The 14,660-nt window shown below is 69.1% G+C and carries 11 protein-coding genes; 8 read left to right on the top strand and 3 right to left on the bottom strand.

The window, feature by feature from the left end; all coding sequences use genetic code 11:
- Positions 1 to 73 precede the first annotated feature (73 nt).
- Positions 74 to 1,000, bottom strand: coding sequence for a LysR family transcriptional regulator (locus EX88_RS0120885; RefSeq protein ID WP_031373920.1), 927 nt, complete (start codon positions 998 to 1,000; stop codon positions 74 to 76).
- Positions 1,001 to 1,090: 90 nt separating this feature from the next.
- Between EX88_RS0120885 and EX88_RS0120880 the strand changes: the two genes are divergently transcribed.
- The 7 genes from EX88_RS0120880 to EX88_RS0120850 all read left to right on the top strand — a co-directional run bounded on the left by EX88_RS0120880 (position 1,091) and on the right by EX88_RS0120850 (position 6,564).
- Complete coding sequence (locus EX88_RS0120880; RefSeq protein ID WP_031373919.1) at positions 1,091 to 2,338, top strand: acyl-CoA dehydrogenase family protein; 1,248 nt, start codon at positions 1,091 to 1,093, stop codon at positions 2,336 to 2,338.
- Positions 2,335 to 3,174 carry an SDR family oxidoreductase gene (locus EX88_RS0120875; protein WP_031373918.1) on the top strand — a complete coding sequence of 280 codons (840 nt, stop codon included), beginning with the start codon at positions 2,335 to 2,337 and terminating at the stop codon, positions 3,172 to 3,174. The genes EX88_RS0120880 and EX88_RS0120875 overlap by 4 nt, the downstream gene beginning before the upstream one ends.
- Positions 3,171 to 4,271 carry a phosphotransferase family protein gene (locus EX88_RS0120870; RefSeq protein WP_031373917.1) on the top strand — a complete coding sequence of 367 codons (1,101 nt, stop codon included), beginning with the start codon at positions 3,171 to 3,173 and terminating at the stop codon, positions 4,269 to 4,271. Before EX88_RS0120875 ends, EX88_RS0120870 begins: the two co-directional genes overlap by 4 nt.
- A gap of 1 nt (position 4,272) precedes the next feature.
- A complete protein-coding gene (locus EX88_RS0120865; protein WP_031373916.1) occupies positions 4,273 to 5,031 on the top strand; it encodes a histidine phosphatase family protein in 759 nt (252 codons plus the stop codon).
- 25 nt (positions 5,032 to 5,056) lie between these two features.
- Entirely contained in the window at positions 5,057 to 5,812 is a 756-nt protein-coding gene (locus EX88_RS0120860) for an SDR family oxidoreductase (protein ID WP_031373915.1), read from the top strand.
- A gap of 210 nt (positions 5,813 to 6,022) precedes the next feature.
- Positions 6,023 to 6,262, top strand: coding sequence for a hypothetical protein (locus EX88_RS0120855; protein ID WP_031373914.1), 240 nt, complete (start codon positions 6,023 to 6,025; stop codon positions 6,260 to 6,262).
- Between the two features lie 11 nt (positions 6,263 to 6,273).
- A complete protein-coding gene (locus tag EX88_RS0120850) occupies positions 6,274 to 6,564 on the top strand; it encodes a hypothetical protein (protein WP_031373913.1) in 291 nt (96 codons plus the stop codon).
- Between the two features lie 290 nt (positions 6,565 to 6,854).
- Here EX88_RS0120850 and cueR read toward each other — a convergent pair whose 3' ends face one another.
- Positions 6,855 to 7,313: a Cu(I)-responsive transcriptional regulator gene (gene cueR, locus EX88_RS0120845; RefSeq protein ID WP_031373912.1), complete on the bottom strand. Its 459-nt coding sequence runs from the start codon at positions 7,311 to 7,313 to the stop codon at positions 6,855 to 6,857.
- A gap of 11 nt (positions 7,314 to 7,324) precedes the next feature.
- The gene (locus EX88_RS0120840) at positions 7,325 to 9,811 is read right to left on the bottom strand and encodes a heavy metal translocating P-type ATPase (protein WP_081931318.1); all 2,487 of its coding nucleotides are present in this window, start codon (positions 9,809 to 9,811) and stop codon (positions 7,325 to 7,327) included.
- A gap of 231 nt (positions 9,812 to 10,042) precedes the next feature.
- On the opposite strand from EX88_RS0120840, the gene EX88_RS0120835 reads away from it, so the two are divergent.
- On the top strand, positions 10,043 to 14,464 hold the full coding sequence (locus EX88_RS0120835; protein ID WP_051885377.1) for a DEAD/DEAH box helicase: 4,422 nt from the start codon (positions 10,043 to 10,045) through the stop codon (positions 14,462 to 14,464).
- Positions 14,465 to 14,660 lie beyond the last annotated feature (196 nt).

Genomic DNA, 14,660 nt, shown 5'->3' with positions numbered 1-14,660 from the left:
TTACAGCGCGGTCGCGGCTTGTGACCGAAGGAAATCCAGTAGGACGCCGCTCCTACTCCTAAAGGCACGCTACTCACCCGAACAACCCCCGCTCGCACACTCCGACCACCACCTCCCTCAACCACTGATTGGCCGGATCGGACTCGCTGTTCGCATGCCAGTACAAATGCAATTGCGCCGCAGGCAGCGCGAACGGCACCGCGGCGCGTTGCAACTGCGCGCTCGCGGCGATACGGCCAGCGAGCCCAGCCGGCATGGTCAGCAGGTGGTCGGATTCGGCCACGACCTGGCAGGCGGAGTGGTAGTTCTGGCAACGCAGGGCGATCTGCCGCTGCAGGCCGAGGTTGAGCAGGGCGATGTCCTCGATCACCTGGCCGCTGGCGCGCGTCGATACCGCGACATGGCGCGCCTGCAGGTACTGCTTGAGACTCAGGCGCTTCGCCAAGGCATGGCCGCGGCGCATCACCACGCAGAAGCTGTCCTGGAACAAAGGCCGATGCCGCACCGGTTCGCTGATCGGCAGGGCGACGTCGATCGCGAGGTCGACCTGGCCGCCGGCCAGTTCGCGGCCGAGTTCGCGCCGCGCCACCGCCACGCTGGCCAAGGTCGCACCCGGGGCCTGCGCGTCCAGGGCCTGCGCGAGCGCGGGCAGCAGGGCGCTTTCGGTGGCGTCGGGCATGCCGACGCGGAACGACTGCCGGGTCCGCGCCGGGTCGAAGCGGTCCCACTGCTGCAACAGCTCGCGCAAGCGGCCGAGGGCGTCGAGCAGGCTCGGCGCCAGACGCTGGCAGGCCGGGGTCGGGCTCATGCGGCGGCCGTCGCGGACGAACAGGGGGTCGCCGAACTGCAGGCGCAGGCGGGCCAGGGCATGACTGACCGCCGACGGGGTCAGGAACAAGGCCTGGGCGGCGCGGCTGAGGTTTTGTTCGCGGTAGACCGCCTCGAACACCTTGAGCAGGTTGAGGTCGAGCTGGTCGGTCTTGCTATGAATTTGGCTCATCATGCGAAGTTAGCAAATATCACTTCATTCAGCCCGGCCGGCCGCCTAGGATGATCCCGACCGGGCCACCGCCCGCGCCAGGAATCCGTGATGGACTTCGCTCCGAGCGCCCGCACCGTCGAGCACTTGCAACGCTTGCGCGGTTTCATCGCCGAACATATCGCGCCGTTCGAGGCGCAGTACCGGCGCGAGAACGCGCAGCTCAATGCCGGCGCCGACTGGCGGCAGTGGCGGGTGCATCCGCGCATCGCCGAACTCAAGGCGCTGGCGCGCGAGGCCGGGCTGTGGAACCTGTTCCTGCCCGATGTCGAACTCGGTGGCGGCCTGTCGGTGCTCGAATACGCACCGCTGGCCGAGGCGATGGGGCATTACGAATTCGCCGCCGAAGTCTTCAACTGCAATGCGCCCGACACCGGCAACATGGAAGTGCTGCATCACTTCGGCACGCCGGCGCAGAAGGCGCAGTGGTTGGCGCCGTTGCTGGCCGGCGAGATCCGTTCGGTGTTCTGCATGACCGAGCCCGAGGTCGCTTCGTCCGACGCGACCAATATGCAGGCGAGCGTCCGCGTCGACGGCGACGAACTGGTCCTGGACGGGCGCAAATGGTGGTCGACCGGCATCGGCCATCCCGATGCGCGCCTGGCGATCTTCATGGGCCTGTCCAATCCCGAGGCCGAACCTCACGCGCGCCACAGCATGGTGCTGGTGCCGTTGGACGCGCCGGGCGTACGCATCGAACGCATGCTGCCGACCTTCGGCGAATACGACCCTCCCTATGGCCACGGCGAGGTCGTATTCGAGAACGTGCGCGTGCCCAGGGACCAGTTGATCCTGGGTTTGGGGCAGGGCTTCGCGATCGCCCAGGGCCGGCTCGGGCCGGGCCGCATTCACCACTGCATGCGTGCGATCGGTGCGGCCGAACGCGCTTTGGAACTGATGATCCGCCGCGGCAGCGCGCGCCAGGCATTCGGTCAGCCGATCCTGCGCCTGGGCGGCAACCTCGAACGCGTGGCCCAGGCGCGCATCGCCATCGATCAGGCGCGTCTGCTGACCTTGTATGCGGCCTGGAAGATCGAACGTTTCGGGGTGAAGGCGGCGATGACCGAGATTTCGGCGATCAAGGTGGTCGCGCCGAACCTGCTGCAGGACATCGTCGACCAGGCGATCCAGATCCACGGCGGCGCCGGCGTTTCCCATGACGTGCCGCTGACCGGCTTGTTCATGATCGCGCGTGCCCTGCGCATCGCCGACGGCCCCGACGAAGTGCATCGCGCCATGGTCGCGCGCATGGAACTGGCCAAGTACGGCCTCGGCCGCAGCCACAAGGAAGCCGCATGAGCGCAGCTCAACGAGTCTTCATCACCGGCGGCGCCTCCGGCCTCGGCCGCGCACTCGCCGAAGGCTATGCGCGCGACGGTGCGCGCGTGTGCATCGGCGACGTCAATGCCGTGCGCGGCGCGGAAACCCTCGCGGCCTTGCAGGCGCTCGGCACGACCGCGCACTACCTGCACTGCGACGTGACCCGCGAGGACGACCTGCAAGCCGCGGCCGACTGGTTGCTGGCGAACTGGGGCGGCGTCGACCTGGTCGTCAACAACGCCGGCGTCGCCGACATGGGCCCGGTCGAGGCGATGCCGATCGCCGACTGGCAATGGATGATCGACATCAACCTGCTCGGCGTCGTGCGCGGCTGCAAGACCTTCGCGCCGATGCTGCGTCGGCAGGGCGGCGGCACCATCCTCAACATCGCCTCGATGGCTGGGCTGATCCATCCGCCGTACGCGGCCGCCTACAACGCCACCAAGGCTGCGGTGGTCGCGCTGTCGGAGACGCTCAAGGCCGAACTTGACGCCGACGGCATCCGCATCGCCGTCGCCTGTCCGGCGTTCTTCCGCACCAATCTCAGCGAAAGCCTGCGCAGCACCGATCCGCGCTATGCGCGTTGGATGCGCAAGTTGGTCGACGAAGCCAGCATCGGCGCCGACGAGATCGCCGCGATGATCCGCGACGGCGTCGCCCGCGGCGAATTCCGCATCCTCACCCACGCCTCGGCAAAACGCTTCTGGATGCTCAAGCGCCTGCTGCCGTACCGTTTCTACGAAGCGGCGATGCGCCGTGCCGGGCAGGGCGGCCGCGCACGCAAGAAAACCGCGGCGGCGGACGGCAGGGCATGACCGCACAGCCCGCCCATGCGGCCGTCTCCGGCGACGGCAGCCGCGCGGTGCGCGCCGGCGAGGAACTCGACGCCGCCGCCGTCGATGCCTGGCTCAAGCCGCGCCTGCCGCATCTGCGCGGCAGGCCGGTGGTCAGCCAATACGCAGGGGGCGCGTCGAACTGGACCTACCGCCTGCACTACGACAACGACGACCTGATCCTGCGTCGCCCGCCGGCCGGCAAGAAAGCCAAGTCGGCGCACGACATGGGCCGCGAGTTCCGCATCCAACAAGCGTTGAAGCCGGTGTTCCCGTTCGTGCCGGTGATGTACGCCCATTGCGAAGACGAGGTGGTGATCGGCGCCGAGTTCTACGTGATGCAGCGCCTGGACGGCCTGATCCCGCGCAAGAACCTGCCGGCCGGTGTCGAGCTGTCGCGCGACCAGGTCCGCAGCCTGTGTGTCAACGTGCTCGATACCTTGATCGCATTGCATCAGGTCGACCACCGTGCGGCAGGCCTGGAGCGACTTGCCGCCGGCGCCGGCTACATCCAACGCCAAATCGACGGCTGGAGCCGGCGTTATGCCGACGCCCGCACCTGGAACGTGCCGAACGGCCGCGGCATCGTCGATTGGCTGCGCGCGAATCTGCCGCAGGACGAGCGCATCTGCCTCACCCATAACGACTTCCGTTTCGACAACGTGGTGCTCGATGCGCAGGACCCGACCCGGGTGATCGGCGTGCTCGACTGGGAACTGGCCACGCTCGGCGACCCGCGGATGGACCTCGGCAATACCCTGGCTTACTGGGTCGAGGCCGGCGACGACTTCATCGCCCAAAGCACCCGCCGCCAACCGACCCATCTACCCGGCATGTTCAGCCGTCGCGAGGTGATGGACTACTACAGCGAACGCACCGGCCTGCGCCCGCGTAGCTGGGCGTTCTACGAAGTCTATGGGCTGTTCCGTCTGTCGGCGATCGCGCAACAGATCTACTACCGCTATCACCATGGTCAGACCCGCAACCCGGCTTTCAAGCGCTTCTGGCTGTCGGTGAACTATCTGCATTGGCGTTGCCGCCGCGCGATCGCGCGCGACCGCCGTGGGTGGGGCGGCTGAGATGGCGGCGCGCATCCATCTGATCCGCCACGGCCAGGCCGCATTCGGCGCGGCCGATTACGACGAACTCAGCACGCTGGGTCGCCAACAATCCTGCCTGCTCGGCGCCGCGCTCGCCCCGCTGTGGCGAGACGGCGACCGCGTCGTCGTCGGGGGCATGCGCCGGCACCGGCAGACCGCGCAGGAATGTCTGGCGGCGATGCGTTCCGCCTGCGGCAACGACGGCGGCTTGGCTGGATCCTCACAGGTTGGGTCCTCGGATGCCGGGCACTTTGACCCAGGCCCACACACCGACCCGCGCTGGAACGAATTCGACCATCGCGAGATCGTCGCCCGCCATCGACCCGAATACATCGACCACGAACGTCTGGTCGCCGATCTGGGCGCTGCCGCCGATCCGCGCCGCGCCTTCCAGTCGCTGTTCGCCGCGGCGATGACGCGCTGGTCCAGCGGCGATCACGACCCCGACTACAGCGAAACCTGGCCGGCGTTCCGGCAACGTTGCCGCGACGCCTTGCAAGCGGCCGCCGATGCCGCGGCGGGTTCGAGCAACGTGTGGGTGTTCACCTCGGGCGGCCCGATCGCCGCGGTCGTGCAGGGCCTGCTCGATGCGCCCGATGCGCAGGCGCTGCGCCTGAGCTGGAGCCTGGTCAACGCCAGCGTCACCCAACTGCATGTCGCCCGCAGCGGCCTGCGCTTGTCCACCTTCAACGGCCATGCGCATCTATACACGCGCGACGACCTCATCACTTATCGCTGAACTTATCGCTTCAGGAGCCGGCCGCATGCGCAAGCACATCCTCATCACCGGAGCCAGTTCCGGACTCGGACGCGGCATGGCGCGCGAGTTCGCACGCGCCGGCAGCGACCTCGCTCTGTGCGCGCGACGCCTCGATCGCCTGGAAGCGCTTAAAGCCGAACTGGAAGCCGCACATCCCGGCATCCGCGTCGCCATCCGCAGCCTCGACGTTACCGATCACGAGCAGGTGTTCGCGGTGTTCCGTTCCCTGCGTGCCGAACTCGGCGCGCTCGACCGCGTCATCGTCAATGCCGGCATCGGCCAGGGCGCGCCGGTCGGCAAGGGCCAGTTCGCCCTTAATCGAAGCATCGTCGAGACCAATTTCCTCGCCGCACTCGCGCAGTGCGAAGCGGCGATGGAGATCTTTCGCGAAGCCGGCCTCGGCCACCTGGTATTGATCTCGTCGATGAGCGCGATGCGCGGCATGCGCGGCGGCCTCACCGCTTATGCGGCAAGCAAGGCCGGCGTCGCCTCGCTCGCCGAAGGCATCCGCACCGATATGCTGCGCAAGCCCTCGATCAAGGTCAGCACGATTTTCCCGGGCTATATCCGCACCGAAATGAACGAGCAGGCGCCGGCCAAGCAGACTCCGTACATCATCGACGAAGCCACCGGTTGCCGTTTGCTGGTGCGTGCGATCGACAGGGAATCGGCCAAGGCCTACGTGCCCTGGTGGCCTTGGGCCTTGTTGGGCTGGTTGATGAAGCGCTTGCCGCTGTCGTGGGTGGCCAAGCTCAACTGAGTGGGCCGCGCATCGGCTGGCGCGGTTGAGCGCTACGCATGCGTCGTGCGATGAGATTCCTCGCATGCGCCGGGAACATCGCCTCGTTCATGTTCTCGAACGCTCGCCGATTCAGCATCGCTGGCGCGCACGCCTAGGGTCATTCCCAGATTGACCCGGATTTCTCCGTGGCGACACTGGATTCCGCCATCCCCCACAAAGGAACTGTCCATGTCTCTTTTCGGCGATCTAGCGAGCGGTATCGGTCAGGCACTCGGCGCAGGCATCGGTTCGCTCGGCGGCCCCTTGGGCACGATGATCGGCAGGGAAATCGGTGGCGTGATCGGCGATTTCGTCGCCGGCGCCGCGGACCAATTCCTCGGCCTGGCCAACGACGCCGCGCAGGATTCGGATCTGCCCGAAGCGGCCAAGTTCGTGTTGAACACGGCCTACGACATCGGCTTCAATTGAGCCGCGCGGCGATGGACCCGGAGCAGCGCCGTCGCGAATGGCTCGAGCGCCTGCAGGCGATGCGCGAAATCGGTGCGATCGAGGCGTCCGACGAGAACGCCTTGATCCGTCAATACGACGAGCGTGCGCAACGCCTGCGCGACGAACTGGCGCGGATCGCCCCCGAGTATCTGCGCCGGGTCGACAGCGACGGCGAAGACGAGGCCAAGCGTTGGCTCGCCGAGACCGCCGAAGCCATGGGCCGGCGCGACGGCGAGGAAACCCGCCAGGCCCTGGCGGCGGCGACGCGCAATCACGCTTGATCGTGGGGTCTTCGTAGCGTTCCGGTCGCGGCTCACGCCGCTCCTACAGGGGGAGGCGTCGCTACGGAAGCTTTTGTAGGAGCTGCGTAAGCTGCGACCGCGACAGTCGCGCGACGGCGCATGTTGTTGGGACCGACGCGCGCATCGCGAATGACCTGAAACGCATCGACCGCCGCCGCGACAATGCGGGCGGCGGCGTATGTCGTTGCAGCCGCCATGCACATCTCTGTCGCAACCTGCCTCGGGCGTCAATCGCAGCCGCGACATCGTGGGCGCGGCTTGCGCCGCTCCTACCCTGAAATGCCCCGGCTTTCCGCCAGATCTTCCAGGATCGGGCAATCCGGCCGGTGGTCGCCGTGGCAACGGTGGGCCAGTTCTTCCAGGGTGCGCTGCATGGTCTGCATCTCGCGGATTTTGCCGGCGAGCTCTTCGGCATGGGCCAGGGCCAGGCGCTTGACCTCGACGCTTTCGCGCGAGCGGTTGTCCCACAGCCCCAGCAAGGTCTCGATCTGCTTGATCGAGAACCCCAGCGAGCGCGAGCGCTTGATGAAGCGCAGGCGGTGCACGTCGTTGTCGCTGTACAAGCGGTAGCCGGCGATGCTGCGCCCGGCCGGCGGGATCAGGTCGATGCTTTCGTAGTGGCGGATCATCTTCGCGCTGACCCCGCTGAGGGCGGCGGCTTCGCCGATGTTGTGCAGGCCGTCGGCCTTGGCCTGGGCGAGTTCGGGCGGTAGTGCATTGCGGGGCATGGATGCGGTCCTCATCGGCCGGCGGCCGGGCGCCAGCGGCGCAGTAGCAGGGTGTTGCCGAGCACGCTGACGCTGGAGAAGGCCATCGCCGCAGCGGCGATGATCGGATCCAGCCAGCCCATCGCCGCCAGGGCGATGCCGACCACGTTGTAGCCGAAGGCCCAGAACAGATTCTGACGGATCTTGCGGGTGGTGCGGCGCGAGATGTCGATCGCGTCGGCGACCAGGCCCGGCTGCGGACGCATCAGGGTGATGCCGGCGGCCTGCATCGCCACGTCGGTGCCGCTGCCCATGGCGATGCCGACATCGGCCGCGGCCAGCGCCGGGGCATCGTTGACGCCGTCGCCGACCATCGCCACCGTGCCGCGGCGAGCCAGTTCGGCGACTACAGCGGCTTTCTGTTCCGGCAGCACGTCGGCGCGCACCTCGTCGATGCCCAGCGCATCGGCGATGCTGCGCGCGGCGCCGGCATGGTCGCCGGAGATCATCACGGTGCGCAGGCCCAGCGTATGCAGGCGCGCGACGGCGGCCTTGGCGTCCGGGCGCGGGGTGTCGCGGAAGCCGAGCAGAGCGAGCACGCGAACGGCCGCAGCGGATGGCTGATCCTCGGCCGCCAGCCACGACACGCTGTGGCCGCCCGCGCTCAAGCGCTCGGCTTGCGTGCGCCACGGCGCCAGCTCTGCGCCCAGTTCTTCGAGCATGCGGGTGCTGCCGAGCAGCAACGAGCGGCCGTCGACCCGGCCACGCAAACCTCGCCCGGGCACGGCGACGACCGTCGAGGCCGAGGGCAGGGTCAGTCCGGCGGCGGCCCGGCCCACGGCCTTGGCCAGCGGATGCTCGCTGCCCGATTGCAGCGCCGCGGCTTGCGCCAGCACCGCGTCGCGATCGCCGTCGATGGCGATCAGTTCGGCCAACACCGGCTCGCCGACGGTCAGGGTGCCGGTCTTGTCGAAGGCGACGGTGTCGATGCGGTGTGCAAGCTCGAGCGCTTCGGCATCCTTGATCAGCAGGCCGGCGCGTGCGGCGGCGCCGGTGCCGGCCATGATCGCGGTGGGCGTAGCCAGGCCGAGCGCGCAAGGGCAGGCGATCACCAGCACCGCGACCGCGTTGAGGATGGCCTGGTTCCAATCGCCGGTGGACAGGCCCCAAGCGAGCAGGGTGGCCAGCGCGAGCACGATCACCACCGGCACGAACACCGCGCTGACCTTGTCGACCAGGTGTTGGATCGGCGCCTTCTTCGCCTGCGCGTCCTCGACCAGGCGGATGATCCGCGCCAACGCGCTCTCGGCGCCGACCGCGAGCGTTTCGACCACGATGCGGCCTTCGCCGTTGACCGCGCCACCGGTGACGCGGTCGCCTTCGCCGCGCGCGACCGGCAGCGACTCGCCGGTGATCAGCGATTCGTCGACATGGGTGCGGCCTTCGTCGATGCGGCCGTCGGCGGCGATGCGTTCGCCCGGGCGCACCACGACCCGGTCGCCTACGCGCAATTGCGCGATCGGAAGCTCGGTTTCGACGCCGTCGCGCAACACCCGCGCACTGAGCGGACGCAGCGCTTGCAGCGCGCGGATCGCCGCGGTGGTCTGGCGCTTGGCGCGCGCCTCCAGCCATTTGCCGAGCAGGATCAAGGTGACGATGACCGCCGAGGTTTCGAAGTACAGCGCGCTGCTGTCGCCGCGCAGCAGGTGATACAGGCTCAGGCCGTAACCGGCGCTGGTGCCGAGCGCGACCAACAGGTCCATGTTGCCGCTGCGCGCACGCAGGGCCTGCCAGCCGGCCCGATAGAAGCGCGCACCGAGCCAGAACTGCACCGGCGTGGCGAGCGCGAACTGCAGCCAGCCGGGCAGCATCCAATGCTCGCCGAATAGCAGGCCGAGCATCGGTGCGACCAAGGGCAGCGACAGCGCGGCGGCGATCAGCAGGTGGCGAGTCTCGCGCGACATCGGCGGGGTCGGCGCGGCCGCGGTTTCAGCCTGCCGGGAGGCCTGCGGCGTACCGCCGTCGTCGTCGTCGGAGGGGGCAGCGGCGGGCAGGGCCGCGGCGTAGCCGGCGCGCTCGACGGCTTCGATCAACGCGGCCGCTTCGACACCGTCGAAGACTTTTACGGTCGCGCGCTCGGTCGCGAGGTTGACCGAGGCCGCGACCACACCGGCGACCGCGCTCAAGGCTTTCTCGATCCGCCCCACGCAGGAGCCGCAATTCATGCCGCGCAGTTCCAGTTCGACCTCGCGCACGACCACCGCGTAGCCGGCGGCGGCGACCGCGCGTTCGATCTCAGCCGCTGAGACGGCCGTGGCCGAGCCTAGCTCGGCGGTTTCGGTGGCCAGGTTGACGCTGGCGCGGTCGACGCCGGGCACTGCGAGCAAGGCCTTCTCCACCCGCGCCACGCACGAGCCGCAGGTCATGCCGACGATGCCGAAACGCAGGGAATGGGCGGCGGGCGCTGCGGCCGGATGGGCCGGCGGGTGCAGCGGGGGCGGGTGTGCGGCGGCATTCATGGGCGTTCTCTCGGAAGTTCTGGTTCGGATGCCGGGCAGGTTGGGGCTTCCCATGATGGGAAGGTCAAGCTTCGCCTGGCGTGAGGACGTGGCCGTGCTGCCGGGCGCCGGCCTGAATCGTTCACCGGTCAGGCGCAAACCCTTCGATTCCGGCCTCGCTGCGGTTTAGGGATGCCAGAATCGACCCCATCTAGGCTGGACAACCCGAGGCCGCGGCGACGCGGCGAACGCATGGTCCTCGACGACTTCCATCCCGCCATCGCCGCCTGGTTCCGCTCGGCGTTTCCGGCGCCGACCCAGGCCCAGGAACTCGCCTGGCCGACCATCCGCGCCGGCCGCAACACCCTGGTGGCGGCGCCGACCGGTTCCGGCAAAACCCTGACCGCATTCCTGGCCGCGATCGACGCGCTGGTCCGCGAGGGCCTGGAACAAGGCCTGCGCGACGAGACCGCGGTGGTCTACGTCTCGCCGTTGAAGGCCTTGTCGAACGACATCCATCTGAATCTCGAAGCGCCGCTGGCCGGCATCGGCGAAGCCTTGCGCGGCATGGGCCTGGACGACCCCGGCATCCGCACCGCGGTGCGCACCGGCGACACCCCGGCCGGCGAACGCCAGTCGATGCGGCGCAAGCCGCCGCACATCCTGGTGACCACGCCGGAGTCGCTGTACGTGCTGATGGGCTCGGAATCGGGCCGGACCATGCTCTCGACCGTGCGCACGGTGATCGTCGACGAAATCCACGCCGTCGCCGACGACAAGCGCGGCAGCCATCTCAGCCTGACCCTCGAACGCCTGCGCGAGTTGTGCGCGCAACCGCCGGTGCGGATCGGCCTGTCGGCGACGCAGAAGCCGATCGACGAAGTGGCGCGTTTCCTGGTCGGCGCCGATGCGGTCGACGCGGCCGGCCGCCCCGATTGCGCGATCGTCGACATCGGCTACGCCAAGCAGCGCGACCTGGCCCTGGAACTGCCGGGCTCGCCGCTGTCGGCGGTGATGTCGCACGAGCAGTGGGACGAGGTCTACGAACGCCTCGCTGCCCTGGTCGGCGAACACCGCACCACCCTGGTGTTCGTCAACACTCGGCGCATGGCCGAACGCGCCGCGCGCCATCTCGCCGACCGCCTCGGCAAGGACGCGGTCGCCGCGCACCACGGCAGCCTGGCGCGCGAGCTGCGTCTGGACGCCGAGCAGCGCCTCAAGCGCGGCGAATTGCGGGTGCTGGTGGCGACCGCCTCGCTGGAACTGGGCATCGACATCGGCGACATCGACCTGGTCTGCCAGCTCGGTTCGCCGCGTGCGATCGCCGCTTTCCTGCAGCGCGTCGGCCGCGCCGGCCATCATGTCGGCGGCGTGCCGAAGGGGCGTTTGTTCCCGCAGTCGCGCGACGACCTGGTCGAGTGCGCGGCCTTGCTCGACAGCGTGCGCCGCGGCGAGCTGGATGCCTTGCAGATTCCGTCGGCGCCGCTGGACGTGCTGGCCCAGCAGATCGTCGCCGAGGTCGCCGCGCAGGAGTGGGGCGAGGACGCGTTGTACGCCTGCCTGCGCCGCGCCTGGCCCTATGCCGGGCTGCAACGCAAGGATTTCGATGCGATCGTGCGCATGCTGGCCGACGGCTTCACCACCCGGCGCGGGCCGCGTTCGGCCTATATCCATCGCGACGCCGTGCACGGCCGCCTGCGCGCGCGTCGCGGCAGCCGCATGACCGCAGTGATGTCGGGCGGCACCATCCCCGACACCGGCGACTACACGGTGTTGCTCGAACCCGAGGCCGTCACCATCGGCAACGTCAACGAGGACTTCGCCATCGAAAGCCTTGCCGGCGACGTGTTCCAGCTCGGCAACGCCAGCTATCGCATCCTGCGCGTCGAGCCGGGGCGGGTGCGGGTCGAGGATGCCCAGGGCCAGCCGCCGAACATTCCGTTCTGGCTCGGCGAAGCGCCGGGCCGCAGCGACGAATTGTCGGCCAGCGTGTCGCGGCTGCGCGAGGCGGTCGAGACTTTGCTCGCGGCCTCGCCGCAGGCCGGGGAGGCTGCGCGCGCGCTCAGCGAGACCTTCGGTTTCGACGCCGAGACTGCGATCCAACTCGTCGACTACCTCGGCCGCACGCGCCAGGCGCTCGGTGTGGTGCCGAGCCAGCAGCGCCTGGTGTTCGAGCGCTTTTTCGACGAATCCGGCGGCACCCAACTGGTGATCCACTCTTCCTACGGCAGCCGCATCAACCGCGCCTGGGGCCTGGCCCTGCGCAAGCGCTTCTGCCGCAAGTTCAATTTCGAGCTGCAGGCTGCGGCCACCGAGGACGCGATTGTGTTGTCGCTGTCGACCAGCCACAGCTTCCCGCTCGAAGACGTCGCCCGCTATCTGCACTCGGCCTCGGCCCTCGACGTGTTGACCCAGGCCTTACTCGATGCGCCGCTGTTCGCGGTGCGCTGGCGCTGGAACGCGACCACTGCGCTGGCCTTGCCGCGTTTCGTCGGCGGCCGCAAGGTTGCGCCGCAATTGCAGCGGATGAAGAGCGAGGACTTGCTGGCGACGGTGTTCCCCGATCAGGTCGCCTGCGCCGAGAACCTGGTCGGCGAGCGCGAGGTACCTGACCATCCGCTGGTCGCGCAGACCCTGCACGACTGCCTGTACGAGGCGATGGACAGCGCCGGTTGGCTGCGCATGCTGCGCCGGCTGGAGCAGGGCGAGGTGCAGGTGATCGGGCGCGACGTCACCGCGCCGTCGCCGATTGCGGCCGAGGCGATCAATGCGCGGCCCTATGCTTTCCTCGACGACGCGCCGCTGGAAGAACGCCGCACCCAGGCGGTGATGGCGCGGCGCTATGCCGAGGCCGACAACGCCGGCGATCTGGGCCGGCTCGATCCGGAGGCCATCGAGGCAGTCCGCGACGAGGCCTGGCCGGAAGTCCGCGACGCCGAGGAAATGCACGAGGCGCTGATGGGGCTCGGCTTCGTCACCGTCGCCGAGGCCGCGGCGAACGATTGGCCGCGCTGGCTGACGGCATTGGCCGACAGCGGCCGCGCCACCGCCCTGCGGTTGTCGGCGAGCGAACCCGCGCCGGCGTGGTGGGTCGCGACCGAGAACCTGCCACAGGCGCGCGCACTGTTCGCCGACGCCGTGGCCGAGCCGGCGGTGGTCGTGCCCGAGGAATACCTGGCGACGGCGTGGAGCAGTGAGGAGGCCTCGGTCGAGCTGCTGCGTTCGCGCCTGACCGCGCTCGGCCCGAGCACGGTCGCGGCCCTCGCTCGCGACGGCCACCGCGATGTCGGCGAGATCGAACTGGCGTTGTTGCGGCTGGAGCAGGAAGGCTATGTCATGCGCGGCCGCTTCGGCCGCGACAGCCTGCTCGGCGGCGGCGAGGAATGGTGCGAACGGCATCTGCTGGCACGCATTCACCGCTACACCGTCGGCCGCCTGCGGCGCGAGATCGAGCCGGTCGAACCGCGCGACTTCGCCCGCTTCCTGTTCGATTGGCAGCATTCGACCGCTGCGACGCGGATGAGCGGGCCGCAGGCCCTGCGCGCGGTGCTGGAACAACTGGAAGGCTACGAAGCGCCGGCTTCGGTGTGGGAAAGCGAGCTGCTGCCGGCGCGCATCGCCGACTACGATTCGAGCTGGCTCGACGAACTGTGCAGCGCCGGCCGGGTGACCTGGGCGCGTTTGCGTCCGGACGCGAATGCCGGCGCGGTCAACGGCACCTCCGCAGCATCGGTGCCGCAAGGCGTGCCGAGCGTGCGGCAGACGCCGATCGTGCTGTTGCCGCGGCGCGCGTTGGCCGATTGGCGCCTCGCCGCCGGCCGCAAGGCCGACCCGGCGCCGGTGTCGTCGCGCGCGCAACGCGTCCTCGCCGCGCTCGAAGCGCGCGGCGCCTCGTTCTTCGACGAACTCGAACGCAATGCGCATCTGCTGCGCACCGAATTGGAAGAAGCGCTCGGCGAGTTGGTCACCCGCGGCCGCATCACCTGCGACAGCTACGCCGGCCTGCGTGCCTTGCTGGTGCCGCCGTCCAAGCGCGTGTCGACCCACGGCGCCCGCCGTCGCCGCGCCTTGCTGACCGACCTGCAGGATGCCGGCCGCTGGTCGTTGACGGGGCCGGCCGAAGGCGAGGGCGCGCCTGCCGACGCGGCGCGCAACGCCGAAGCCAACGAGCACATCGCCTGGCGATTGCTCGAACGCTACGGCGTGGTGTTCTGGCGCCTGATCCAGCGCGAAGCCGCCTGGCTGCCGCCGTGGCGCGACCTGCTGCGCGTCTATCGGCGCCTGGAAGCGCGCGGCGAGATCCGCGGCGGCCGTTTCGTCAGCGGCATGTCCGGCGAGCAATTCGCCTTGCCCGATGCGGTCAACAGCCTGCGCCAGATCCGCCAGCGTGCCCACGACGGTGCGGTGGTCTGCGTGTCCGCGGCCGACCCGCTGAACCTCGCCGGCAGCGTACTCGCCGGCGTAAAAGTGCCGCGCATCCCCGGCGCGCGCATCGCCTTCCGCGATGGCGTGGCGGTGGCCAGCCTGCTCGCCGGTCAGGTCGAAGAACTGGTCGAGTTGCCTGCGGACATTCAGCGCGACGTCCATCGCCTGCTGTTGCGCCGGCCGGGCAGCGCCGCGGCTGCGGCCGAGGCCAGCATCGACGAGGTCATGCGCAATCTGGCGCGGCATTGATCGGAATATGTCGATAGGTTTTTGCCCTTGCCCTTGCCCTTGCCCTTGTTCTTGCTCTTGCTCTTGCTCTTGCCTTTGCCCTTGCCCTTGACTCTGGCATCAGCTTTGGCTGTGCGCAGCCTCACGCTCGCGAAGGCTGAAGAAGACCCGGAGGGCGGCGCGCAGGGATGCGCGCCGTTTTTCATCGGGACAGGGA

Source organism: Lysobacter antibioticus (assembly GCF_000731095.1).
Classification (GTDB): domain Bacteria; phylum Pseudomonadota; class Gammaproteobacteria; order Xanthomonadales; family Xanthomonadaceae; genus Lysobacter; species Lysobacter antibioticus_B.
This window is presented reverse-complemented; position numbering and strand designations above follow the sequence as displayed.